The 25,029-nt window shown below is 55.6% G+C and carries 18 protein-coding genes and 5 tRNA genes; 8 read left to right on the top strand and 15 right to left on the bottom strand.

Annotation, left to right across the window (positions count from 1 at the left end; genetic code table 11):
• Positions 1-24: 24 nt before the first annotated feature.
• The 3 genes from VGH19_07120 to VGH19_07110 all read right to left on the bottom strand — a co-directional run bounded on the left by VGH19_07120 (position 25) and on the right by VGH19_07110 (position 8,549).
• The gene (locus VGH19_07120; protein HEY1171117.1) at positions 25-1,848 is read right to left on the bottom strand and encodes a protein kinase; all 1,824 of its coding nucleotides are present in this window, start codon (positions 1,846-1,848) and stop codon (positions 25-27) included.
• 458 nt (positions 1,849-2,306) lie between these two features.
• Positions 2,307-4,109, bottom strand: coding sequence for an MbnP family protein (locus tag VGH19_07115; GenBank protein ID HEY1171116.1), 1,803 nt, complete (start codon positions 4,107-4,109; stop codon positions 2,307-2,309).
• Between the two features lie 120 nt (positions 4,110-4,229).
• Entirely contained in the window at positions 4,230-8,549 is a 4,320-nt protein-coding gene (locus VGH19_07110; protein HEY1171115.1) for a YHYH protein, read from the bottom strand.
• Between the two features lie 258 nt (positions 8,550-8,807).
• On the opposite strand from VGH19_07110, the gene VGH19_07105 reads away from it, so the two are divergent.
• The 4 genes from VGH19_07105 (at position 8,808) to VGH19_07090 (ending at position 13,176) form a co-directional block, all read left to right on the top strand.
• Complete coding sequence (locus VGH19_07105) at positions 8,808-9,554, top strand: response regulator transcription factor (protein ID HEY1171114.1); 747 nt, start codon at positions 8,808-8,810, stop codon at positions 9,552-9,554.
• Positions 9,555-9,679: 125 nt separating this feature from the next.
• Positions 9,680-11,224: a HAMP domain-containing sensor histidine kinase gene (locus VGH19_07100; protein HEY1171113.1), complete on the top strand. Its 1,545-nt coding sequence runs from the start codon at positions 9,680-9,682 to the stop codon at positions 11,222-11,224.
• A 59-nt stretch (positions 11,225-11,283) separates the two neighbouring features.
• A complete protein-coding gene (locus VGH19_07095; protein HEY1171112.1) occupies positions 11,284-12,225 on the top strand; it encodes a YafY family protein in 942 nt (313 codons plus the stop codon).
• Positions 12,226-12,261: 36 nt separating this feature from the next.
• The gene (locus VGH19_07090) at positions 12,262-13,176 is read left to right on the top strand and encodes an SDR family NAD(P)-dependent oxidoreductase (protein HEY1171111.1); all 915 of its coding nucleotides are present in this window, start codon (positions 12,262-12,264) and stop codon (positions 13,174-13,176) included.
• A gap of 6 nt (positions 13,177-13,182) precedes the next feature.
• Here VGH19_07090 and VGH19_07085 read toward each other — a convergent pair whose 3' ends face one another.
• From VGH19_07085 to VGH19_07075, 3 genes are read right to left on the bottom strand one after another with little or no spacing between them, the layout of a single operon-like run.
• Positions 13,183-13,587, bottom strand: a complete 405-nt coding sequence (locus VGH19_07085; GenBank protein HEY1171110.1) for a cupin domain-containing protein — start codon at positions 13,585-13,587, stop codon at positions 13,183-13,185.
• 37 nt (positions 13,588-13,624) lie between these two features.
• Positions 13,625-14,002, bottom strand: a complete 378-nt coding sequence (locus VGH19_07080; protein ID HEY1171109.1) for a GxxExxY protein — start codon at positions 14,000-14,002, stop codon at positions 13,625-13,627.
• Positions 14,003-14,046: 44 nt separating this feature from the next.
• Positions 14,047-14,934: a phosphoenolpyruvate hydrolase family protein gene (locus VGH19_07075; protein HEY1171108.1), complete on the bottom strand. Its 888-nt coding sequence runs from the start codon at positions 14,932-14,934 to the stop codon at positions 14,047-14,049.
• 77 nt (positions 14,935-15,011) lie between these two features.
• Between VGH19_07075 and VGH19_07070 the strand changes: the two genes are divergently transcribed.
• The 4 genes from VGH19_07070 (at position 15,012) to VGH19_07055 (ending at position 19,708) form a co-directional block, all read left to right on the top strand.
• A complete protein-coding gene (locus tag VGH19_07070; protein HEY1171107.1) occupies positions 15,012-15,908 on the top strand; it encodes an AraC family transcriptional regulator in 897 nt (298 codons plus the stop codon).
• A gap of 976 nt (positions 15,909-16,884) precedes the next feature.
• Positions 16,885-17,157 (top strand): hypothetical protein, encoded by a 273-nt coding sequence (locus tag VGH19_07065; protein ID HEY1171106.1) that lies wholly within the window; start codon positions 16,885-16,887, stop codon positions 17,155-17,157.
• A 21-nt stretch (positions 17,158-17,178) separates the two neighbouring features.
• Positions 17,179-19,041: a hypothetical protein gene (locus VGH19_07060; GenBank protein ID HEY1171105.1), complete on the top strand. Its 1,863-nt coding sequence runs from the start codon at positions 17,179-17,181 to the stop codon at positions 19,039-19,041.
• A 178-nt stretch (positions 19,042-19,219) separates the two neighbouring features.
• A complete protein-coding gene (locus VGH19_07055; GenBank protein ID HEY1171104.1) occupies positions 19,220-19,708 on the top strand; it encodes a hypothetical protein in 489 nt (162 codons plus the stop codon).
• On the opposite strand, the gene VGH19_07050 is transcribed toward VGH19_07055, so the two are convergent.
• The 9 genes from VGH19_07050 to VGH19_07010 all read right to left on the bottom strand — a co-directional run bounded on the left by VGH19_07050 (position 19,694) and on the right by VGH19_07010 (position 24,756).
• Complete coding sequence (locus VGH19_07050; protein HEY1171103.1) at positions 19,694-20,092, bottom strand: hypothetical protein; 399 nt, start codon at positions 20,090-20,092, stop codon at positions 19,694-19,696. The genes VGH19_07055 and VGH19_07050 overlap by 15 nt on opposite strands.
• Positions 20,093-20,362: 270 nt before the next feature.
• Positions 20,363-21,766, bottom strand: coding sequence for a hypothetical protein (locus VGH19_07045; GenBank protein HEY1171102.1), 1,404 nt, complete (start codon positions 21,764-21,766; stop codon positions 20,363-20,365).
• Between the two features lie 93 nt (positions 21,767-21,859).
• Complete coding sequence (locus VGH19_07040) at positions 21,860-22,723, bottom strand: ATP-grasp domain-containing protein (protein HEY1171101.1); 864 nt, start codon at positions 22,721-22,723, stop codon at positions 21,860-21,862.
• 236 nt (positions 22,724-22,959) lie between these two features.
• A complete protein-coding gene (locus VGH19_07035) occupies positions 22,960-23,544 on the bottom strand; it encodes an HNH endonuclease (protein HEY1171100.1) in 585 nt (194 codons plus the stop codon).
• 169 nt (positions 23,545-23,713) lie between these two features.
• A tRNA-Gln gene (locus tag VGH19_07030) sits at positions 23,714-23,788 on the bottom strand.
• Between the two features lie 11 nt (positions 23,789-23,799).
• Positions 23,800-23,873 (bottom strand) — tRNA-Val (locus tag VGH19_07025).
• 85 nt (positions 23,874-23,958) lie between these two features.
• Positions 23,959-24,035 (bottom strand) — tRNA-Lys (locus VGH19_07020).
• Between the two features lie 471 nt (positions 24,036-24,506).
• Positions 24,507-24,590, bottom strand: a tRNA-Leu gene (locus VGH19_07015).
• Positions 24,591-24,680: 90 nt separating this feature from the next.
• A tRNA-Lys gene (locus VGH19_07010) sits at positions 24,681-24,756 on the bottom strand.
• Positions 24,757-25,029 lie beyond the last annotated feature (273 nt).

Below are 25,029 nucleotides of genomic sequence, written 5' to 3'. Positions count from 1 at the left end.
ATTGCGCTATGAAAAAAGCTCCGCTCAAGGATTGCGCGGCCCTTTGTTCTTGAATCCCTCCGACCCGATTGACGGTGGGGGAAAGTCACTACGTATCTTCTCTTGTAAGTAAAGGTCCGTCTTTTCACCGCGCAAATCCTCGGGAAATTTGTTCCATTCTGCCATTCCCTCCCGATGCCCTTGTTCAGTCATGACCCGGCGCACACTGTTGGAGAATGTAAGATACTCTTTCTGCGTCGCTGCCATCTGGCGTTCAGACCACACCCGATACGCATCTCCCACTTCAGGTCGGAACGGTGTTCCCCCCGTCATATCATAAAGCTGGTCATAGCGGGCAAGGATGTTGCGATACTTAGTGGGATTCGCCTCCGCATAGGCCTTGGCTTCCGCCACCATCGCTTTCAGCGGTGCCTGTTGCAGCGGATTTTGGATCGGCTCCAACTGCGGCAGCGGGTCGGGATGATCTTTGCCCATATTGGGCATGTTATTATAGCGCTTGCCCTTACCTTGGACTTGGCTTTGCGGCCCCATCATCTCCTGCAGTGTCCTGAGGTCCTCCGGCGTCAGATCTTTGCCCTTAGCATCGTTGGCCGTCTGCTGTCCGTCATTGACCGGAACCACCGTCACCGGTTGCTGATTCTCCGGCTGATTTTTCTTCAAGCTATGCATCAAAGCCACAAGCGAGATCACTGCCGTGCATAGAATCCCCACACCTGTCGCGATCTGCCAGAAGCGCGATTCACCGCTCTGCACCACTGTGGGTGTTTGCGGTACATGTAATGTGGCGGTGATATCCAGCGGCTTGGGTTGTGTTTTCGGCTTGGGATCCCCATGTGCATGGTGATGGGCCGGGACAAGCGGCTGGGTAGACGTGTTATCGTCGAGCTTGCCAGCAGGCATCTCACCGCGCTGCACGCGTCTGATATCTGCGATCAGCGTTGCATAATCACTATAACGGTCAGCCGGATTTTTTGCCGCCATCTTCTGCAGCAAAGCCTCCACATAGGGCGGCAATTCCGTGCCCAGCTCAAGACCGCTCGGAAGCGGCTCCGTGGAATGCGCCAGCACGATGCTGTAAGAAGACTTCCCTTCATACGGCCGCTTGCCTGTCAGCAAATATAACAATGCGATCCCCAGCGAGTAGATATCTGCCCGATGATCTACGTGATGCGCATCCCGGGCCTGTTCGGGAGACATGAAATGCGGTGTGCCGATGCCTGCTCCCGTCGCCGTCAGATCGGAGTCATCATCCAATCTCCTTGCCAGACCAAGGTCCAACACCTTCACGATCCCCTTGCTCGTGAGTAAAATATTCGCCGGCTTGATATCCCTATGGATGATGCCTTTTCCATGCGCCTCCTGCAGCGCACTGGCGACATCGGCGACGATGCGCAGGCCATCCTTCAACGGCATCTTGCCATTCAAGCTGACGACCTTCGCCAGATCCTGCCCTTCGATCAGCTCCATCACCAGATACGCCTTGCTGTCCTCCTGGCCGAAATCATAAACGTGAACAACATTCGGGTGATTCAACGCCGCTGCCGCCTTGGCCTCACGCTCAAACCGTGCGATGAACTGCTCATCATTGGCAAGCTGACGATTGAGTACCTTGAGTGCGACTGAACGGCCCAAGCGCAATTGCGTGGCCTCAAACACTTCGCCCATGCCGCCTTTTGCGATCGGACGGATGATTTTGTAATCACCCAGCTGGCCCAAAGACTTTTCTTCCTTGGCGGCGAAAGCGGAGGTGGACTTGCCACATTGCGGGCACATCACAATCCGTCCCGCATCAGCATCTGGACGCGGAAACTTTGTCCCACACGATGGATTGGTACACTGGACCAACATGGTCAGTTCAGTTCAGAAAATGTCTTTGTTTGGCGCGACTGCGAATCGAAATTGATGCCGTACCACTCACAACCTGTCCGGCCATCAATGTTCACTGCGCAAATAATGGTCATTGCCAGTGAATTTGAAAGCTCTTTCCGTACGCATCCTCCGCCATAAAAGCGGACGGGCCCGGGATGCACACGTTTTAGCCCGAGCCCGTCTCTCCGCCACGGGGCGGAAACCGTTGTAGGACCAGTTTTCACTGGTTTGAGAGGAGTTGCTGACGTTACGCCACCACGAATGCTCCAACCCCTGGAACGAAAATCACCTTTTTGTTTTTCATATGCCCACAACATCCTCCCATTGTGTTAAGCAAATGTGTTAACCCAAAACAAAAATTGTAAAGCCAGTGTAAATGTTTGCCCCTTACTCCAGCCCCCTAAATTTAAAACTTAAAACTCAACACTTAGAATTCCCTATTTCCCCGTCACCTGCTTCGGCTGAAATTCATCATCCGTCAGCGTCTTCATGAATGCCACCAGGGCCTTCTTGTCCGCCTCACTCAACGGCACTCCACCCTTCGGATGCTTCGCCAGATTCGGGTCCAATGACGCAGACGACTTCACTCCCGTCGAGTAATGCTCCACCACATCCTCCAGCGTCTTGAAGCGCCCGTCATGCATGTAAGGCGCCGTCACCGCCACATTACGCAGTGAAGGCACCGCGAAACGGCCCAGATCGAATTCACGCCGCGTCACCTTGCCGCGACCGAGATCAATCGCTGTCTCCTCCAGACCATTGTTCGCAAATCCATGATTCGTGAAGAACGGCCCGCCATGACAATGGAAACAATCTGCACCGTAAAATCCGCGACGCGGATCATACTCTGTGACAAACAACTCGAAGCCGCGTTTCTCTTGCTCCGTCATTTCTTCCCGGCCCTGCATCGCGCGGTCGAACTTGGAGCGATAGGAGACGATCGTCAGGAGGAACTGTTCCAATGCACGTGCCACACGATCCGCATCGATCTCCTTCGTCCCGAACGCCCGCTCGAACAGGGCCGGATAAGGTTCCAAAGCCGTGATCTTGCCCACCATCTCCGGCAAAGTCTGATGCATTTCAATGGGGTCCTGTATCGGCATCAACACCTGCTCACGCAAGGTCGGCGCGCGTCCATCCCAAAAGAAAGTTTGCTTCCACGCGAGATTGAAGAGCGGCATCGAATTGCGCTGCCCTTCCTTGCCTTCCGCACCCAGGCTGAACTGGCGCGATTCGGCGAATGCCAAGGTGTTCTGGTGGCATGAAGCACAGGATTGCGTGCCATTGCCTGAAAGCCGCTTTTCATGGAACAAACGGCGGCCGAGTTCCACACCTTCATTCGTCAAAGGATTATCCATCGGCAAGCTCGGCGGGGGGAATTGCCGTGCGAAAACAAACTTATACGGAGTGGCGTTTGTCGCGATCAAACGTTTGCCCACCGGACGATTCTGCGCCAGATCAGACAGCTTGTTCGGCGGCATCTCAAACGTGAACGCGTTCTGTAACTGGTTGCGCAACCGCCCTGCCAGCGGGTCGCCTTCACGCGAATGCGTCACTGCGTTCTCGTCATCGAAAGCAAACGCCGGTCTTCCTCCAAACAGCCGGTTCAGGTGCAACCCCGCATTGAGCCGCTGGTCTTGCGTGAGGTCCAGAGGCAGCGCGAGCTCCACTGTGGTGAGCATCGAGTCATTGCCGATGTGGAAAGAGTAACCACCCAAGTCTCCCGACGCCTTCCTCCAACGCCCTTCCAACGCGAGAAACACATAACCGCCCTGCCAGCCCCAATGCAGTTGGTTCAAGTTAGGATTCAGCGGATGATCAGGGCCATACTTGGCCGGGTCTGAGTGATTGATGCCCGGCTCCACTCCCACTTTGAAACGGATGCGGTCATACTTGTCTGCCGGGATTTGCGGGACCTCGAAGCGCAGACGCTGCGCGCTGAGACTGATAAAAGCCTGCCAGTTCGTACGCTCCACCCACGTGCCGTCCGTGCGGCGCACGGCAAAATCCGACAGTAGAAAATCCGCCCGTGTGACCGAGAAGACCTGATCCGCGACATTGGTATTCACCAACTGGTCCAGCTTCACCGGCGTGCCGCCGAACTGGATTGACATATCCACCGTCAGCTTTCTCACCGGCACCTCCGCGCCCGTAGCGGCATAGACCAGCAGCCAGCCCAGCATCAACCACAGCCAGACAAGGATGCCTGGACTTTCGCGATGTTGGGCACTGTTCTTCATGTGATGAACGACACTCAAGCTTTTCACATGTCTGGCTGCCCGCCATAGGTAGTTCGCCTACCTTTGGCAGACCCTGCCCCCTTTCGCGTCGCCACGCAAGGGGACAGGCACCGCCATACATCAGTTCTTGGTATACTGGTTCGAGGAGGTCAACGTCTGCTGGCTCTGGCTCGGCGGCGTGAACTTCATCGTCGCGCTATGATTACCCGTCGCCAAAGTGCTGTTATTAAACTGAAAGGTCACCGCACCCGTCGCTTGGTTGTAGCTCGTGATAGTCGCCGTAGCGGTGCCGACAGCGGAAGCCTGGATCTGATCTTGCGGCGGCAACGGCGGATTGGTCGGGAACGTGGCAGTGAATGTCACCACCCCACCACCGCCTCCGCCTGCGGTCGTGACCGTGAAGCCATTCGTCAATGTGTAGCTGACCGTCGAAGAATCCATCGGATTCGTGAACGTCACGGTCACAGTATTCGTGCTGGCCGCCGCTCCGAAGGTGAACGACGCCGTCACAGTATTCGTGCTGGTGCGCTGGATACTGATGCCGCTCACACCACCGATCGTCACCGCGCTGGGCACCGCTTGTGTCGGCGGCAAGGCTGGATTTGCGTTCGCGTCCAGTGTGATTGTGACCGTAACGGTTGAACTCGCTGCCGCACTCGTCGGCGAGACCGACGTGATGCCACCGCTGCCACCCGTTCCGCCACCCGTCGTGCCGGAGCCTGCATTATCGTAGGCGGCCAGGTCCGTGCGTTTGATCCGGAAGAACGTGTTATCCGGACCAAACTCAGTCGCGTAATCCCATACGACAGGGCCATCCGAAACCCCTTCAACAACGGTTTCATCCACCGTCGTCCAATTCGTCAGGTTGAAGCTGGATTCAATCTGATAGGTTCCACCTTCCACCGCCGTCCAAACCAGGTAAACTCCTTCGGCATCGATCTCAGGAGGATAGACTGTGAGCGTCCGGCTTGCTCCACCTGCCCAGTTCGTCACCACGGTCTCGCTCACAGTAGAGACGGAGCCGCCCGTCGGACTGCCGTAGTATTGCCGTCCGACATTATATGGATAAGCCGGAGCGCCCGTGCTGCTCAAGCAGGAGAAGTAAGCATAGGTGCCATTCGGGAATTCCGGGGTCTTGCAGAACCGCCCGTTGTATTCGTCCAGGTCAAAGTGCGTACCCTGTGTCCTGCCCAGATCACCGAGGTAGTCGTTATCTTCCGCATACCGGCCAAGCGGAAATGAAGTGCTCACCGCCGGGCCATACTGGCCCGAAGTGAGGGTAGTGCGATTCTGCGAACGTTGTGCCCAGAGCGGCAACGTATTCCGGCCGGTCGAACTCAGGTTCGCCGTGCCATTCTGTCCATCTCGCAGGACAAAGCCGGACACCATGCGACGCACTCCACTGTTTGTATCTGTCGCTGTAGAATAACCATACGGTCCGTAAATCGGATGGCCATCCTTGGCCCAGGCTATGATGGGTGAATGCTTGGAGGGCGAACCCGATTTTTCCGTATAGATCTTCGTGCTTTCGTTGAAGTCCACATGATCGCCTAACATGTAGCGCAAGCCGATCGGGCTGGCGTGATAGTGGTAGACACCGGTGTTCTGCTGATGTGCGTAAGCCGGATCAAATGTGATGCTTTCGTTCACGTAGGCATCGCGATTCCAGATGCCATCACCGGTCACGCCATTCGGAGAGCCCGGAGCGTCACCATCACGTGAATTGCTGTTTGAGTAAGAAACGGCATCCCTCGCATCGAAAAGGTTCACACCATCCACCATGTACCCGATCTCACCACCCGTAGTCACCTTGGTGCCCGGCACCGTGGGCACTCGGGGAAACCGATAAATGGCGTTCTGGTTCTTCGGCATGTTCACAAAGATCGTGGAACGGGCAGCATTGTCATACCAGGGTCCCATCGTATGCATGCCCAAACCCGTCGTCCGGATATACACCCAGTTCGACGACGAGAACACTTCTTGAACACCGGCGTATGCAGGTGATGTCTGGTTCTGTGCGCCGTTACCCCACGTTGTCACGGTCTCGCCGTCCAAACGGGTGGCGTCAGTCTCATAGATGCGCGCATATCGCCCCGTCAAATTGGTGAACCAGGAAGTTAACAATGCGTCACTGCTGGAGGCAGAGATGACCGTCAGCACCGCACCCGCGCTGATATCAGAACCAGTACCGTTCGAGACCGTCACCGTGTAAGTGCCCGCATTCGTCGAATAGACCGGATTGATCGTGTAGCTGCTGCTCGTGGCACCGCCGATCGGGTTGTTATTCTGCTTCCACTGATACGTGAACGGGCTCGTGCCTGTGGCTGCGACGGTGAACGTCACACTGCCGCCTTCCGCCACCGCTTGCGAAACCGGCTCCGTCGTGATTGTGGGCGCAGTGTTCACCGGCGCCGTCACCGTAAGAGTCGCGCTCCCACTCGTGACAGAGCTCACGATATTCGTCACCACCACGGAGTAAGTTCCAGCACTGGCCGTAGTCGCATTTGTGATCGTGTAGCTGCTGTTGGTCGCGTTGTTGATCACCGATGAACCTTTCTTCCACTGATAGCTGAGTGGCGACGTGCCGCTTGCTGTGACCGTAAACGTGGCATTGTTCCCCTCGCTGATCGTCAACGATTGCGGATCTTGCGTGATGCTGGGAGCCGTGTTCACGGAAAGAACGGCATTACCGCTCGTCACAGACACAGCTCCCTTTGTGACTACCACTTTGTAAGTGCCCGCATTTGCTGATGTCACACCATTGATCGTATAGCTGCTGCTCGTCGCAGTCGGAATGGAATCGACGCCCTTATACCAGAGGTAAGTGAACGGCCCCGTGCCGCTCACCGTCACCGAGAAGGTCACATTCGCATTCGGGTTCACCGTCTGGGATTGCGGGTCTGCCGAGATGGAGAATGCGCCGATGGTATAGCTCTCCGTATCCGTCTGCGTGCTCGTGAAGGTTCCCGTCGTGGCGCTGTCATAAGAAGCAAGGGCGGTGCGTGTCACCCGTGCATAACCCGTTCCCGTCGTGCCGGTATAGCTGCTCTGCGTCGACGTGCCGCCCGAGGAAACACTCGCGGATTGCGTCGTCCATGTGGATTGATTGGGCGAAGATTCCACCTGGTAAGTACCGCCTTCGACTGAGCTCCAAGTCAACGTCACCAAACTGGTGTCGTCATTGACCGAAGGTGTGTTCAGCACAAGGGCAGTATTCGGGCCACCGACAAACTGCGTGGTCACCGATTCTGAAATGTTTGCCACCGACGCTCCCGTGGCATCACCGTAGAATTCGAACGCGAGCAGATAAGGATACGAGGAATTGCTGCTGGAATCGATCGCGGTGAAGTAAGCATACGTTCCGTTTGGATACTCCGGCGTATAGCACAGACGGCCGTTATATTCATCCAGATCGAAATCCACACCCTTTGTCTTGCCCAAGTCACCCAAGTAAGCCCAGTCCTGGGCAAATGTTCCCACCGGATAAGTGGAAGTGTCCGAGGGCCGTGAAGCACCTGCCGCCGTGGAATAACCGCCACCAAAGTGTGCCTGCCGATAACGCGCATACCACGCGGGGATCACCGAGCGGTTACTGGTCACCGCATCCGAGCCATTACTGCCATCCCGCTTCACATATCCCGGCACCATGCGCCGGATGCCGCCTGCGGAATTCGAAGCGCTGCTGTAACCATAAGGGCCATAGATCGGATACCCATCATGCGCCCAACCGATGATTGGTGAGTGTTTCGTCATCGCCGTGACACTCTCCGTGTAATCCTTCGTGCTGGAGCTATAATCCACGTGATCCCCGAGCTGATAACGCAACGCCAAAGGATTTTGGTGCGTGTGATATACAGCGGAAGGGGGTTGATGGCCCAAGGCCGCATCAAAGTTGAACGCCTCGGCCACCGGCGCATTGCGATGCCAGTAGTAGGTGGATTGCGTGTGCGGCGCCTGGCCTTGAATCTGACTGCCATCCCAAGCCTGGCCATCCAGGGAGTTGAAGATCGCCACACCATTCACGAACAAGCCGGAATAACCGCCGGAGGTGGAATCCTTCGTGCCGGATTGCACCACCGGATTTCGCGGAAAGCGGCGGATGCCATGCTGGTTCGTAGGCCAGAATTGAAACTGGCCGCCTTGCGGATTCAACCACGGGCCCATCATGTGACTGGAGAGACCGCTGTATTGCACATACACCCAGTTGGCGGAGTATTGAACCACCTGGATATCCGAGTAAACGGGAGAGTCCTGCCCCGTCCACGTGGTGCTCTTTGTTCCGTTGCTTTCTGCGGTGGTTGTCTTGTAGACCCGCGCATAAGCACCTGAATTGGTCGTCATCCAATTCGTGAGCATCTGGCTGTCCGCCGCCAGCACGTTCGAGAGCGAAGCACCCAGCAGCGTCGCCACCGACAAAATCATCTTGGTTACCAGTTTCATTACGTCTGCCCTTTCTTGTTGGGCCATAGTCAACAAAACCGGCGTTAAGCAATTGTGAGTCGCTTAAACCATTAGTGTTAAGGAAGTGTAAAACTCAGCAAATCCACTGATATTCAAGGTTTTCGGCCAAATCCGGCAATTCATGAGTTTTATTGTTAAGCGGGAGTAAAAGCCCTGTCCGCACACCCTGAATCCTGCTTTACCGGTATCGTGCTTCCAAATCCGGACAATTATGCCATGCTTGCCGACGAGACACTCATGGCTATGCCTACGACGAATCAAAGCGCGGATAAGGCCAGCGGAACGATCCGCCTGCTCATCATCGACGACGACAAGAAGCTCGCCCGCCTGATCGGCGATTATCTCACCCCGCTCGGCTACGAAGTGGAAGCCGTACACACCGGACCGGAAGGCGTGGAGAAAGCCACCAGCGCCAAGTGGAATGCAGTCCTGCTCGATGTGATGCTCCCCGGAATGGATGGTTTCGAAGTTCTCAAACGCATCCGCGCCAAATCCACTGTGCCCATCCTCATGCTCACGGCCCGTGGTGAGGAAGCCGATCGCATCGTGGGCCTCGAGATCGGTGCGGACGATTATCTGCCCAAGACTTTTTCCACCCGCGAACTGCTCGCCCGCATCCGTGCGGTGATGCGTCGCTCCCAAGTGACGAGTGAATCGCACACCGAGATCGAACCCGAAGCCGTCGTAGGTCCTCTGCGCGTGAACCCGAACAGCCGTCATGCCGCGATGGGGGATCAACCGCTCGTGCTTACTCCTGTGGAGTTCGATCTGCTCTACTGCCTCGCCCGCGCAAAGGGCCGTGTGAAAACCCGCGAGGCATTGCTCGATGAGATCCGCGATCGCAACTACGAAGTCTTCGACCGCTCCATCGATGTGCACATCTCCGCCCTGCGCCGCAAACTCGGTGATGATGCGAAAGAGCCGCGCTACATCCGCACCGTACGCGCGGCAGGTTACATGATGATGAGCCCTGAAGAACAATGACGAATGCCCAAATCCGAATGACGAAGGAACTCCACAATTTCAAAGCCCAAATTCCGGCGAACAATCTAATCACTGGGATTTCGCTCATTCCTTCGTCATTCGTGCTTCGTCATTAGACATTTCCCATGAAGCCCCGCTTCCCACTTTACGCCAAGATCCTCACCTGGTTCTTCCTGAACATCATTGTTCTGGTCGTGATCGGCTCGATTATCTTGCGTGCACAAGTGCGGAGCGGTTTGGACTCTTTCATCTCCGGCTATGTCACCCAGCGCGCCGAACCTTTGGCACGTGAAGTCATCAGCGAATTGACCGAGGCCACCAAAAACGAATGGAGCGAGATCCTCGAAAAACGCAGTGAAAAGCACGGTGTCGTGTTTTGTGTGGTATTGGAGGGATCGCAGGAGCCTTACGGTCCGGTAAACGACCTGCCCGATGAACTGCGCCGTCGCCTGCCGAAAGGGCCAGGCCGCGGCATGCGCGGTCCAGGTGGTGGCGGCGGCCCACCACGCCGTCAGTTCAATGAAGACAGCCAGGACAACTCCGGCGGACAGGATGGCCCGCCACAAGGAGGCCCCATGCGTGATATGCGTCCAGGTCCACCGAGCGGCCCCTACCCCATTCATCAGCGCTTCATGATGCGCACTACCGGACCTGAATTTTACTGGGTGGGATTGCAAACGCGTTTTGTGAGCACCGACAATGACGGCGGTGCACCCGGCGTCATTTTCATGCGCTCAGAAACCTTCAGCGCTGGCGGTATCTTCTTTGATTATAAACCGTGGATCTTTGGCGCGAGCAGCATCGTGTTCGTCTCTGCTCTATTCTGGTTGCCTCTTGTGCGCAGCATGACCGGCTCCGTCTCGCGCGTGACCAAAGCCGCCGAGCAGATCGCCGAAGGTCAGTTCGAAGTGCAGGTGGATACGAAACGCCGCGATGAGATCGGTCGCCTCAGCGATGCCATTAACCGTATGTCCGGCCGCCTTGCTGGATTCGTCCACGGCCAGAAACGCTTTCTCGGTGATACCGCGCACGAACTCTGCGCTCCTATCGCCCGCATGCAGCTCGCCCTGGGCATCCTCGAACAGCGTGCGGATGAGAAACAGAAACCTTATGTGGAGGATGTGCGTGAGGAATTGCAGCACATGTCTGCCCTGGTGAACGAGCTGCTCTCCTTTTCCAAAGCAGGATTGCGCCCAGCCGCACTCAAACTCAAACCGGTATCCGTGCTGGATATAGCACAAAAGGTCGTCGCCCGGGAAGCTAAGGACATGGCCGAAGTAGAGATCAATGTTCCTGAGAACATGCAAGTGATGGGTGAGAAGGACTTGCTCATCCGTGCTATCGGCAACGTCGTACGCAACGCCATCCGCTACGCATCGAAAGGCGGTCCCATCCAGATCGCTGCACGCACTGTGGATTCCGAGGTGGAGATCATCGTCTCTGATCACGGTCCCGGTGTCCCCGCAGAAGATGTGACCAAACTTTTCGACCCCTTCTTCCGTGTAGATGTTTCCCGCAATCGCGAAACTGGGGGTGTAGGCCTAGGCCTCACCATCGTGAAGACCTGCATCGAATCGTGCGGTGGTTCCGTCTCTGCACGCAATCGCAAGAGTGGCGGCCTCCGTGTCATCATGAGACTGAAACGCCCGTTAGATATGGATACGGAGTGAGAATCAAAGACTCGCGCTCCAAGATTGACGCCCTTCCCCTTCTGCCCTGAAATCCGCGCATGAATCGCGTGGATAGATTGCTGGGCATGATCCTCTTCCTCCAAGGACGCCGTGTCGTCCGTGCGGAGGATATGGCCGCGCATTTCGAGATCAGCGTGCGCACCGTTTATCGCGATTTGGCTGCCTTGAGTGAAGTCGGGGTTCCCATCATGGCGGAGGCAGGCGTCGGTTACAGCCTCGTGCGCGGTTATCATCTGCCGCCCGTCATGTTCACCGCACAAGAAGCCGGTGCCATCGCCACCGGCAGCGTGCTCGTGAATCAACTTACTGATGCCTCTCTACGGGCCCCCATGCAATCCGCTCTGATGAAAATCCGCGCGGTCTTGCCATCCGAGCAGCAACGGCATCTGGAGAACGTCGAGCGCAGCATCTCCTTCCCGCGCAGTAAGGCACCAGATGACGCGAACCTCATCGAACTCCAACAGGCACTCGCACAACGCCGCGTGATCCAGATCGCCTACAAAGGCGTCAAGGATGAGCAAGCCAAGAAGCGCGATATCGAACCAGTCTTCCTGCTGTATTATCTCGACCGCTGGCATCTCATCGCCTGGTGCCGCTTGCGTAATGAAGCCCGCGATTTCCGCACGGACCGCATCCAAAGTTTCACCGTTTTGAAAGAGACGTTTCCTCCGCGCGAAGATGTCACTTACGAGAAGCTTCACGAATTATGGCAGAAGGAAACAACGAGCATTACCGTGACTGTTCATTTCCAACCGCTCTCTGCGGAACGCGCGCGTCGCGAATGGTCTTGGGGCGTGAAGAGCGAGAAACCCGTGAAAGATGGTGTCATCCTCGCGCTATCCACCGGCTCACTTGATTGGATGGGTGGCTGGTTGCTTTCCTTCGGTACGAATGCCCGCATCATCGACCCGCCGGAGATGCAGCAGAAGCTGGTTACATTGGCGGAGCAGACTCTGGCGCATCATCGAAAACCATCCTGACATAAGGTTGTCAGTCTCCTCTGCCATAGTGTCTGCATGATAACGGACACTATTCACACCGCCCCCGCTGAGCAACGAGATATACGCTCGCAGCACGATCCTCTGCCGGATACCACGCGCCCATTGAAAGGCCATATCGCCATCGTGACCGGTGCCAGCCGCGGTGCCGGGAAAGGTATCGCGTTAACCCTCGGCTCTGCGGGTGCAACGGTTTACGTTCTCGCCCGCACAAGTCGTCATCATCCACGCCAAGATGATATTCCCGGCACCATCGAAGACACTGCCGAAGCCGTGACCGCGCGTGGTGGTAAAGGCATTGCACTTAAGTGCGATTGCTCCGATCAATGGCAGCTCGAAGCCGCCATCAACCGCATCGGCGCCGAGGGCGGCCACATCGATCTGCTGGTGAATTGCGCTTGGGCAGGCAATGAACTCCCCATTGATCTCAAGCCGTTTTGGGAGCAATCCAAGGAACACTGGAAGAACATGTTCGAACTAGGGGTGAAGACTTACTTGCTCGCGAGCGCCGCTGTCGTGCCTTGGATGTTGCCGCATCAAAATGGATTGATCGTGAACATCTCCTTCTGGGACCGCGATAAATACACCGGACAATTTTTCTACGATCTCGCCAAGAGCGCAATGAACCGCATGGCCTTCTCCATGGCCACGGAACTAAAACCACACAGCATCACAGCCATAGCCTTATCACCGGGATTCATGCGCACGGAACGCGTCCTAAAAGTTTTCGCAGAGGACCCAAGTCATGCAGAACTCGCGGGGTTTCCGACTGAGACAACGGAATACGTGGGACGCGCTGTGACCGCACTCGCCGCCGATCGCAATGTATTACGCCACACTGGCAAAGCGCTCTGCGTCGGCGATCTCGCAAAGGAATACGGCTTCACCGACGTGGATGGCACACAGCCGTTGCCATTCCGCATGCCGGACTGATGCGCCTTATTTCTTCCGCAAAGACTTCCACGGCTCTTCGCCACTCACATCCACTGCAAAGGGTCCTTTCGCCGCTGCTGGCGAAAGGATCGCGAGAAAGGTCACATCCTTCTTCGTCGGATTGAACGAAGCATGCACCACACCCGCCGGGATCACCGCCAACTCACCAGGGTTGAGCACTTTCATCTCTTTCTCCACCCACTGCTCTAACTGTCCTTCCAACACATAGAGCACTTCCTCCAGTTCCGGATGCGTATGAAAATCATGTCCCTCACCCGGTGGCAACGTCGCGCGGCAGATCTGCAGGTCCTTGCAGTTCGCGATCTCAGGGCGGCACAGCCAATGATTCGTGCGCCCCTTGAACTCTTCTGTCATCGCCTGCGCCGCACTGATGAAAACATGCTTTTGCATAATATTAATTAACCACGGAGACACTGAGAACACAGAGTCAAAGCACCCGACGCACTATGCCATCTCTTAATAGCGGGACGTTAAAATTAATCAACAGCCCCACTTTGTATCCACCCAACTTCATGTAAGTCAGCAATTGCGCTTCATGAACTGGCTCCAGTTTTTCGACGGCCTTTATCTCAACCACCACAGATCCGGCAACCACCATATCGAGCCGATAACCACAATCCAGTTTGATGCTTTTGTAAGCAACCGGCAGCGCAACTTGAGTCTGAAAAGCCAGCCGTCTCAAACTCAATTCATGACAAAGACTGGCTTCATAGGCCGACTCTAAAAGCCCCGGCCCTAGCGCCCGATGCACTTCGATTGCGGCACCGATCACTTGCTCCGTAATCTCTTTGGAAACCAGTTCCATGTCTCCAAACTCCGCGCTCTCCGTGCCTCCGTGGTGAAAAGAAGCTACTTCTTCTTCCCAAACTTCTTCGCTGCCGGAGCTTTCAACGCCTTAAATTCCTTCGTCAAATTCGTCAATGAAGCCTCCACGCCCATGCGCTCCAGCGAGCTTGCACCCACGAAACCCACGGCATCCGTGTTCTTCATCACGCGATCCGCATCTTGCGGCGTGTTGATTGGTCCGCCATGGCACAGGAAGAAGATGTCCTTCCGCACACGGCTCGCGGCATCAATGATCTCTTGCGTGCGCTTGATCGTGAAATCCCATGACACCACGGACTTAGTCACACCGATCGAACCACCCACCGTCGTGCCTACATGCGCGATGATCGCATCCGCACCCGCCTTTGCCATCTCGACAGCCTCTTCCGGAGAACCCACGTAAACCACCGAGAACAAATCCATACGGCGAGCCAGCGCGACCATCTCATACTCCTTCTTCACACTCATGCCTGTTTCTTCCAGCACGCCGCGGAAATGACCGTCCACGATCGTGTGCGTCGGGAAATTGTTTACCCCGCTGAAGCCCATTTCCTTGATGCGCCCCAACCAGTGCCACATGCGGCGGCGCGGATCCGTCGCGTGCACACCGCAGATCACCGGCACCTCTTCCACCACCGGCAGCACTTCGTATTCGCCGATCTCCATCGCGATCGCGTTTGCGTCGCCATACGCCATCATGCCGCACGTCGAACCATGGCCCATCATGCGGAAACGGCCGGAGTTATAGATGATCACGAGGTCCGCGCCACCCTTCTCGATGAACTTCGCGCTGATGCCCGTACCCGCACCCGCTGCGATGATGGCGTCACCCTTCTTCACCACGGCCCGCAGGCGTTCCACCACTTCTTTGCGCGTGTAAGGATTTCCTTTTCCAGTCCATGGATTCGGCATAAAGCAAAAGTCAGATGTTGTTTAATCGTGCAATCCGGTTCAGTGACTGTAGTATAGGCACACACTAAGCACCAGCCATGAGTGGGAAGCACGAAAAGCTATCGGAAACGCACATCATCGGCGACGACACACATCAATGCGTCGTCCGCGCTGACACTCACGACCCCCGCCAGTGGCTGCAAGAAGCTCGCGTCTGCAACACCCTCGGCCTGCACCAGATCGCTCACGTCGGCATCGCGAATGCGAAGGTCCCTTACCGCGTCGTGCGTAAGGATCAGAGCGGCACCTATCTCCTCGCCTGCTTCGGTGGACGCGGCAAAGTCCTCATCGATGGCCACTGGCAAGTCTGCGCTCCCGGCACCGCCTGTCTCTTGCCGCCGCACACCATGAACGCCTTCTACGCCACCTCCGAATGTCGTTGGCAATTCTGCTGGGTGCGCTACGCCGAACCGCCGGAAAAGAAACCCATCATCTCCGCCACCTCCCCAGTGATCGCGAAGTTCGACAGCTTGCCACTACGTCACGCCGTCGAAGGTCTCTATCACGAATGCGGTGCGGGCAACTCACCAAGCGCGCTCCATCATTGGGTGGAACTCATCCAATCTTACGTCCTGCAATTCGCGCAACCCTGGCAGGGCGATGACCGCCTCTGGCGCCTCTGGCATCAAGTCATCAACGAACTCGATCAAGAGTGGACCCTCGACCGCCTCGCCTCCATCAGCCACGTCAGCAGCGAACACCTGCGCCGCCTCTGCCGCCGCCAACTCGGCCGCAGCCCCATGCAGCAAGTGACCTTCCTGCGCATGCAACGCGCCGCCGAACTCCTCAGCGTGAACAACGACAAAATCGAAGTCATCGCTGCGTCCGTCGGTTACCAGAACCCCTTCGTCTTCTCCACCACGTTCAAGAAGTGGATCGGCTGGCGCCCCAGCGAATTCCGCGCGAAGCAGAACGCCTCCGCGAAACGCCACTAAGCAACGTAGCCGCCGAAGTGATGAGGCGGAACTGACCTTCTCCTAATCTGTAGCCGTCCCGCATGCGGGATGAGACGGCGCTAACTAAACAAGGTAAGGACCGGTTCCACCCGGTCCCTAACTTTCCCTTGAGGCTCTCGCCCACCAAGAGCAAGAACCTGGAAACACGAACGACTCGTAAATCGTCCTTCCCAAATCGTAAATTAATTCATTCCCCCGAAGTCGCCTTCCCATCTCGTCCGTTCAGTGTATCACTCACACGATTGCATCCTGTTCATGCGGCACTTTAGCAACCAGTCTACACCTCTCGAATCCGACCCTCGCCAGCCACTCCAAAAGAAACGCAGCAACCCAATCATGGTAGGGCATTGCTGCCGCGATGCCCTGACTCTTTTCGCCAAAGCACCGCGATAACTACGACCCACCATCGCCGAAGCACAACGCTCCCATCCCCCTCTCCTCCAACGATAGTTGGAGGAGAGGGCCGGGGAGAGGAGGCACTTAACCTCCCCATTCTTCCTTCCCCTAATAAAGGGAAGCCGACCTTCGGCCTGCATTTCCTTAAAAGGAAACTATGTCAAAGAGCAATGAAACCATCCGACCCCTGTTGATGTATCTCGCCTATGGCTCCTCCTAATAGGGAGGCCAGACTCTAATGCTGTTCCTGACCCGGCTGGTTCCGCAATGGCTACTGAGGATTCCCCGAGCGGACATAAAATCCTACGCCGCCCGACGTCCCGTTCCCCCTCCAGCTTACGCGCCCTGATCCAGCGCCCGATACACCCACAGATCCTGACATGGTAGGGCGAGGCTCCCGACGAGCCCTGACTCTTTTCGCCAAGGCACTCACGTAAACCCAACCCCACCACCGCCGAAGCACTTCTCCCCTATTGGGAAGCCGAACTTCGGCTGATTCCATAAGGCTGTCACCTCCCCACCAACGCAGGACACACCAATGCAATAAAATCACATCGCTATGCTTGATGACTTTGGGATTCTCCAGAAGCTGCCTACCGCTCCGATTCGAGCGCCAACCTCCAGTCTCACCCGCCTTTACCGACAACGAGTTGTCAGCACTGAAAACATTATCAAAAACCCTCAAGAAAACCACCTCTTTTCGCTAAAATTTGCAGCTAAAACGCAACCTTTTCTCTCTCAAGAACATCCAAAAATCCCAATCTGTGTAACTCGCATTCCGTTTCCCCTCGTCAGCCCCCTGCCCCTCTATTATCTTTCTCCCATCACCTGAACTCAATGCGCCTAGGAGCCCATGACCACTGAACGAAAAGTCGCCCTCATCACCATTGCGTTCCTGATCGTCATCGCCGTTGTCTCTCGCTACTGGTCCCCTTTCGACAAATCAGAAGAATTCACCATCGAGCGCGATGTCATCACCGAGGAAACCTCGCGTCCACCGCTATTGGTCGATGATAAACTCAGCGACAAGAAACCCGTCTTCGATCCCGCCCTCGTTGATTCTCGCTCTCTCCAGACCGAGCAAACCTTTTGGGTCATCAACAGCAGCGATGCCATCATCAACCTGGACATCGGCAACACTCTAAAGACTGAGGAACCGCTCAATCGCCTCTACCCTCACTACCGCGCCGCTGCCGAGGCACTCCAAGATCAAAGCCGTATCACGCCTCTCCTGCCCTCCGTCAATCTCCTCTCTGCCAAGGCCAAGCAGTTCGATGACGGCCTCATGGCCGCTCTCATGGTTGCTTTAAATTCCGCCACCGCACCTCCACCTGATTCCCCACTTGCCGTGCTGCTTGTTCTTCACCAGACCTTGCCCCAAGGCTCCGAGGCTCACGCGTGGGTTTCAGCCGCCTTACACCTCGCGGAAACACCCAAAATCACCCTGAACCCTATCGCACAAAAACTCCGCGACAACTTCCTCGCCTCTCCAGAAGCCGAACCGCTGAGCTTCTACGCGTGGTCAAAAGATCTCCAACGCATCTGGCGCGCCACCCGCTTCATCCAGCAACGGCTATCCTCCACGGTCATTACCGACCTTCGCAAAAACCTCGCAGCATCACCTTCCCTCCTCGCCAGCTATCAGCGCATGCTGTCCGCTCAAGCCGGGCTTAATAATCCTGCATGGCTCGACACCTTGGATAAACCTGACGGCCGCTACTTCCTTAGCCCCATGCAAGCCAAGGAAACCGTGCTCTTCACCAAACTCTTCGGAACCTCGGGATTGCCCGCCGGTGTCGATCTAATGGAAGAATTCATCAAAGCCATCCGCAGCGGTCGCGTCGATCTCGCCCCTCGCGCCGATAGCGGTTGGTATGATTATCAAGTATTCGCTCTCGAGACCTTCCTTCTCCCCGAGCGCGGCCCGGAAAATCAAAAACTGCTCCTCACCCGCAAATACAAAGAACGCCTCGTCGAAGCCTTCCGCGCCATCCTCACCAAACAACGTGAAACACATGAAGTAAACATGCCCGTTGCTGCAACCGCATTAGAAGTTTACGAGATCCCCCGCATATCTCCCCGCCTTCGTCTCGAGCCAAATCCCACCAGCTACCTGCGCTTGGCTCGCAGCTACGCCTTCCTCGAAAATCTCCTGCCCACTCTGCTGCCGGAAGCCCAGCTCAAATCTTTAAAAGGCCTCAAGGAAAACGGCCCCCGCGCGCTACCGCTCATGGAAGAACTCGCCACCATGAAAAACCTTTTCTACGGCTTCCACCTCCTCGCCTGCGAAGACATCGGCCTAAAACCCTCGCTCCTTCCCGGTGAAGCTGCAGACCCGCGCACCCTGATGGACCTCGCCAGCAATTATCTGACAAGCTGGCAAAAAGACTCCGACCTCGCCGTGGATACCCGCATCGCCACCCCCGTCTTTGAGGGAGAAAAACACTACCGTCATTGGTGCGTGCTCGGCGTGCGTCCCGTGAAACTGGAAGCCCGCTACGCCACCAATCCAAAAGGCCAACCCTCCAATGAGGCTGGCCCCGACAAACCTTGGATCACACTGGCGTATGGCAGCACCGTCACCTACCTCCTGCTCGTCGATGAATTCAGTGAAGCCAACTCCCCCACTACCCTGACCCGCGCCACCCTCCGCAAAATCTGCGATCAACACAAAGACAAAGCCGCCATTCTAAAAGGCCTCGCCAAAGCAAAATGAAACATCACTCAGCCCGCTCCCGAAGCGCCAACGGCGCGATGTCATACCAGCCCAGGCCAACGGCCTGGGCAAGCATCCGCCAAGAAGATCAAGGGCTGAAAGCCCGCTTCATTTTCATCATTGAATCACCTTAGCTACATCACTAAACAACATCTCCACCGAATTCAAAGAAACTCATATGAGCTTTGATGTCTTCACCCAGGCATTTCGTAATGGAGATAGCGCCCCAGCTAACGCCGAAGCGGCTCGCGCCATCTTGTCTCAGGTCCGCCATATCCATGAGCCTGAGCATGATTTCTACGGAGTGGAATTCCCAGACGGCTCCCACTTGGAGATATATGCTGCTGGACTTGATGGCCGGGAATCATTCACCGGTGTGATGTTCGCTCTCAGAGGCACCAGCGAGCCCATCGGCAACTTCATCTTTGAATTCACCCGCGCAAGCGGCTGCGTCTTATTACCCGCCATGGACCCACCCTGCATCCTGCTTACCGATGAAGCTCAGGAACGGCACTTGCCCCCAAATCTGCTGGAAAACTTCCAAATCATCCCCATCTCCAACGGCTCGGAACTCTTGGCCGCACTGGAAGGCGGCCTCGATACCTGGCGCGCCTACCGTGACCGTGTCATCGGCGGATCAAGCGACACCTCATCAGACATCACCTGATCCATGCAGCCCATTCGCTTGACCCCATTCGGTTGATAACTGCCCCGTTTTCGCGTATTTCGCGTCGTTCGCGGTAAAAACAAAATGGACGAATCCTCTTCCATGTTGGAACTTTGCCTCATGAGCGAAATGTTCGACTCCTCCGGACTTGAATTCGTCCACCTCGAGCATGTCTCTTTCACCCCTGAATTCCTTAATCGAATCCCCGCCCGTATAGCCCACCAATTTCAAATCCTCCCCATCGACATCTACCCTCGCGGACTCAAAATCGTCATCAGCGCCCCCTGCACTCACGACACACTCGACACCCTCTGTTCCGAACTCTGCAACGAGATGCCCCGCGAACTCCAGATCTGCATAGCCGATGCCACCCAACTCCGCCAATTCATCAACAAACTTTACCCCCTCTGAAAACCGATCACAGCCTTATCCCCCGTTCGCGTAGCGAACACCCGATGGTAGCCGTGGGTGAAACCCACGGTATCAACCAAAAGAAAACCCTCGTCACGTAGTGACGACTGAAATCCCCCCTCACGCCCTACCCGCGCGAATGGAATTCGTCCCGATCACCGTGATCGGCTTACCTTGCCTCCCGGAGTCGGGATGAAGCCTGTCGCCTCACCCGTCGGGTGAATATGTATTGCGCTCTCCATACTATTTAAAAGGCAAAGACGTCTGCTGTGGCGTTTCCAAGTTACGTTTGACAACCTCTTCTATGCGTGAATAAAGCCGATCGGCATCGGGAACGACATGTGTTCGGTTGATAATTTCGTCAAACCCATCACGGGTTACCACGAAAATGCCGAGTTTATAGGCTTGATCCAACTCTGCCTTAACCTCTTCGCGTGTCTTGGTTGTAATCAGAATAGGACAAACTTTTAGATGTTGATTCCCGGATGCAGATAAGCTTCGCCTGACTTTCTCCGTTCTCTCTATCAGGTGCGGCAGTTTGTTATTCTCCTTCAGAATTCCAGTCGTACATTCAACGACCAAGAAATTTCCTGCTGGGGTCGCGGCTATCAAATCTGGTCCATCTGATGTCCTAGGTGTCCCCCCTATGTGAGTTGCGCTGAACCCTAGAAGCCACAAAAGCCAAGCAACCGCCAACTCCAAATCTCTTGCATTGGCACCTTTGCTCTCAGCCTTCGCGATTAGTTCCTGTAGAATATCGAGCTTACTATCAAAAGCTTGATGAACCGCTCGAAAAGGATTCTGTGCGTTGTCCAAATCAGCTACCCAGTAATGACTTTGAGCCATCCCATTATAGCAAGACACACAATTCAACACCGCGCCCACTGGAACCTCCAGCTTGCCGATGCCTTGTTGAAACTTTTCCGTGGTGCTCCATTCCATTGAACTGCCAGATATGGTCGCCCGTTTTACGACGTTTTTCCCTAGAAAAAGTCGGTATCCTATCGACGCTTTCGCAGGTTCTAAGCCGTGGGCCAAATTCAAGATGAGATGCGCTTGAGATCCGTTGATTCTGCTTTGCGTATCAATTCCCGCCACGTTGTAAGCTATAATTTCGACGCTGATTATATCCCCATTCAGAGCACCAAGGCCAAACTCACCACACAGTTCCTGCACGGTATCGTAAGGCGTATTCGAAGCTCTCAATTCCCAATCGAATTTTGGAGGCCATACTGTTTCACGACGGCCTCCATAAACATTAAGTTGGATTTGACGGTGCTGAAGCACTGTTCCGCCAGAGAAAAAGGGACTGAAATAGACTGAATGAGGTCGCGACTCCTCCGGTGGAAAGCTCAAATCCCCAGACGGCAGCTTCAGTTCACCAGTTAGCAGGGCATCAATTATTGATGTAGGAGTCTGCCCAATCTCATCAAGTCGGTAAAGGCCTGCTTCAATATTCTCTGATCTGAAGTGTTTTGATGGAACACCCAGAGAAACTCCCTGCAACTGCAATATACCTTTGGCGAGTTCGAAATGTTGCCCTTTTTTAAAGGCCACATAGCTGAAAACTGCGTGATTGTATCCCGATGCAATCGATTTGATTGCCTCAAAGAACTCGCTAATTGGTTTTCGATCAACATCGTTCATATTGTGACACCCTCTTCATTGGCTCCTAAATTGAAAGACGTAAGCACCTATCACATCTTCATTCTTTAAACGTTTTGGCTTCAGCCCTGAATGCTAAAACGTGCAAAAGCCTTTGTATAGCACTTCTGCCCTCATCCCCTCCGGCAACGCCGAAACCCCGCCATCACCCGTCTCGATCACAATCCAGCTTCCATCCATCTGCCGCGCCACATCCAACGTGATGAAGCGATTACTGAACCGCCGCGCCAGTTTCGTCCACCGCGCTAACTCCACTAACGGCCCTTCATCCGTCGCCGCCAACAACTCGCCATCCCAAAAGAACAGCCGCACCTCCTCATGCTTCGGCCGACCGCAGGAGTGCGCGCCTGTCGTGACCAGCGAGTGCGCCCGCCGGAACACGAACCCTTTCTCGAATGCATCCCCGCGCACATACAAGAACGTCAGCAAGATGTCCTTGAACCGTGCGTAAGGCGTCTGTGCCGGAATGAAACACGCATCCTGCCACCGATGCTTCGCGGACTTCACAAAGTCCTTCACGATCACATCGGCCGCCGCCAATTCTTCATACACCGACCACGCCGCCCGCACATCGTTCCCCGCCAGCCACCGGCTCTCCGGCGTATGCCCCGCCAGCAGCGGATACGCATTCGGCAGATAATGCGCCTCCGCATACTCCTGCGGCGACACCACCGGCCGATACCCCAACCCAATTAACTCCCGATGCAGCGAGCCATACGCCCAACACCGCAACATCCACCCGCGATGCAATATCGCCTCACCCGCTGACGTGGCCGGTGCGCAACACTTCAACGCCTCCGGCGCATTCCCTTCCCGCAACCGGTCCACGTCATACAACTCACACGCGAACCCCGCCGCTCTCGCCGCCCGCCACTCCCCCGCATACTCCGGATCCGCCTGCCGCCTATGTAAAGGATGACTCGGAAACAATATTCTCACAGATAAACCTTTCTATGCTTTCGCTCATTTCACTCATGTTCATACGACTTAAAAATTGGTAGGGCGCGGTGTCCTCACCGCGCCGCCGCCGAAACACACAACCGTCCAAATTACCAACCGCGTCCGCACACCGTAAGCGCCCGCCATCACCCTCTCCCCTTATAGGGAGGCCGAACTTCGGCGGAGAGGGCGGGGGTGAGGGGTGAGCGCGCCTAACGCTTCACCCCCCTCTTCACTCACTCATTCAAAAACAGCTTCCACTCCGGGATGCTGTGCGAATTTCGGATCAACGCCGTGACCAACTGCTCCTTCGGCGCCCGCGGCACGCTGAGCAACTTCAACCCCGCTTCGTGCGGCAGACGGTTACCCTTCCGGGTATTCACGTCCTTATCCGCCCACACCAGGTTCTCCCACGTATCCTGCCCGCCGCGCGACCGCGGCAGCACGTGGTCCAGGCTGCCCTCGTCCGGACGCAGCACACGCCCCGTGTATTGGCAGCGATTCCCATCGCGCTCGCGGATCGTCTTGGAGCACAGCTTCGGGCGCTTCTTCGGCACCCTGTCAAAGTTCACCGCCACGATCACCGTCGGCACCCGGATCTCACCGCGCGCCGTGCGGACCGCTTGATCCTGTTCACGCACCGGCAGAGTGATCCACTCCGCCCACGTCACTGGACGGATGTATTCCTCACCCTCGATCTCCAGCGCTGTGGCCGCCCCTGTGGCCATCTGGCAAAAAGCCTCTGCCGGCGTCCGCACATGGATCGCCTGCCAGTTCCGGTTCAGCACCAGGACAACCGCTTTGTTCAGCACATCGCTCATAAGTCGTTTCGTTCGTTAGATCGTAAAACGCGTTGAATGGTTAAAAACGTGAACCCATTCACGATTTAACGATTCAATCCATTTAACACTTCTTCCGTGTTGGTGTTTGCCCTCTGTTGTTATGGAAACTTCCCCTCGTGCTCGTCGTCGCCATCGTCCTCGAACCAAATGGCTGCCTCGCCTGGAATTGCACCAAGTCCTGCGGTTTCAGAGACCGTCGCGCTGCTCTTTACGCCACGAGGCATCTTTGCAAAATGGTCACCCGGGAAGGAATCGCACCCTCAAGTTCTGTTTGTAGGACAGACATGATCCTGTTTCATCACCGGGCGAAACAAATCCAGAATGAAGAATTAAGAACGTAGAAAACTGCACCTTCTACATTCTCACTTCTTCATTCTAAATTTCTTTAAAAACTGGTGGAGCCGGAGGTAGTTGCAACCTCACCTTATCGGATTAAAAGTCCGATGCCGGTCTGCTGTGGCTTCAGCTCCAGTCGCAAAGCGACAAGTTACGAGTTCCTAGTTTCCCGTTTCGCGTCGAGCCTCCGAACGCAGACAACTCGAAACAAGAAACACCAAACCCGAAACCATTAGTGAAAAAGGGCACACCCCTGGCCGGTCTCTTCCACCGGCTTCATCCGTCAACATGGACCGCTCGATCTACTTCGCGATCAGAGGTGGCAAAACTTAGTTGATGGTTGAGAGTGAATCGTTGATAGACGGAAGCACCACTCACACTATCAACCATCCTCTATCCACTATCTACAAAACTGAAATGGCGGAGGGCCGTGGACTTGCACCACATCCCCCGAACGGGGAACCCACTGTTTAGCAAACAGCGCCAGCACGCTCGTCTGGTTGACCCTCCGATTAACGTAAGTTCCGGGTTATGAGTTTTGCGTTACGAGTTGATGCCGCACACAACCCGAAACCAGAAACTTCAAACTCGAAACCCTCAAAAGTTGGTCGGCGTGGGAGGACTTGCACCTCCAAGGCTCACAGTTTCTAAGACTGTCCCCTCTGCTATTCGGGGTTAACCACACACCGGAAGAATTACGATTTTGGATTTACGATTTACGAGACAGAAGAAACCCATCAACCGCTCGTCATTCGTATATCCAAAATCGTAAATCAAATTGGTGCTTCGGCAGGGACTTGCACCCTGACATATCTGTTTAAGAGACAGACACTCTGCTGCTCGAGTTCCCGAAGCATGAATAGAAACCTCTTTGCCACGCGGGGATGGACTTGAACCATCGCACTCAGGCCTGTGAAGTCCTGAGCAAGCACCTGCCGCCCGCATGACAAAGAAAAGGATCTCCCAAGCGCACCGAGCCGAGGATGCCGATCATTAATTCGACCGTGCGAGGTCTAGATCGCTCCTCTGGCTCACTTGGGAAAATGGATGGACGGGCATCAGGGTAACGCTCCCTGTAATCCGGTTTGGAAGACCGGCGTGTATCTATCAACACCTATGCCCGGGAAA

This window comes from Verrucomicrobiia bacterium (assembly GCA_036405135.1).
Taxonomy (GTDB): domain Bacteria; phylum Verrucomicrobiota; class Verrucomicrobiia; order Limisphaerales; family JAEYXS01; genus JAEYXS01.
The sequence above is the reverse complement of the archived record's forward strand: the minus strand, read 5'-3'. Positions and strand labels throughout refer to the sequence as shown.

Coding starts and splice junctions, on each gene's coding strand:
- VGH19_07075 (HEY1171108.1), bottom strand. CDS start 14,934: ATGCCGAATCCATGGACTGGAAAAGGAAATCCTTACACGCGCAAAGAA.
- VGH19_07100 (HEY1171113.1), top strand. CDS start 9,680: ATGAAGCCCCGCTTCCCACTTTACGCCAAGATCCTCACCTGGTTCTTC.
- VGH19_07120 (HEY1171117.1), bottom strand. CDS start 1,848: ATGTTGGTCCAGTGTACCAATCCATCGTGTGGGACAAAGTTTCCGCGT.
- VGH19_07070 (HEY1171107.1), top strand. CDS start 15,012: ATGAGTGGGAAGCACGAAAAGCTATCGGAAACGCACATCATCGGCGAC.
- VGH19_07060 (HEY1171105.1), top strand. CDS start 17,179: ATGACCACTGAACGAAAAGTCGCCCTCATCACCATTGCGTTCCTGATC.
- VGH19_07035 (HEY1171100.1), bottom strand. CDS start 23,544: ATGAGCGATGTGCTGAACAAAGCGGTTGTCCTGGTGCTGAACCGGAAC.
- VGH19_07055 (HEY1171104.1), top strand. CDS start 19,220: ATGAGCTTTGATGTCTTCACCCAGGCATTTCGTAATGGAGATAGCGCC.
- VGH19_07115 (HEY1171116.1), bottom strand. CDS start 4,109: ATGAAGAACAGTGCCCAACATCGCGAAAGTCCAGGCATCCTTGTCTGG.
- VGH19_07085 (HEY1171110.1), bottom strand. CDS start 13,587: ATGCAAAAGCATGTTTTCATCAGTGCGGCGCAGGCGATGACAGAAGAG.
- VGH19_07045 (HEY1171102.1), bottom strand. CDS start 21,766: ATGAACGATGTTGATCGAAAACCAATTAGCGAGTTCTTTGAGGCAATC.
- VGH19_07080 (HEY1171109.1), bottom strand. CDS start 14,002: ATGGAACTGGTTTCCAAAGAGATTACGGAGCAAGTGATCGGTGCCGCA.
- VGH19_07105 (HEY1171114.1), top strand. CDS start 8,808: ATGGCTATGCCTACGACGAATCAAAGCGCGGATAAGGCCAGCGGAACG.
- VGH19_07110 (HEY1171115.1), bottom strand. CDS start 8,549: ATGAAACTGGTAACCAAGATGATTTTGTCGGTGGCGACGCTGCTGGGT.
- VGH19_07095 (HEY1171112.1), top strand. CDS start 11,284: ATGAATCGCGTGGATAGATTGCTGGGCATGATCCTCTTCCTCCAAGGA.
- VGH19_07065 (HEY1171106.1), top strand. CDS start 16,885: ATGCTTGATGACTTTGGGATTCTCCAGAAGCTGCCTACCGCTCCGATT.
- VGH19_07090 (HEY1171111.1), top strand. CDS start 12,262: ATGATAACGGACACTATTCACACCGCCCCCGCTGAGCAACGAGATATA.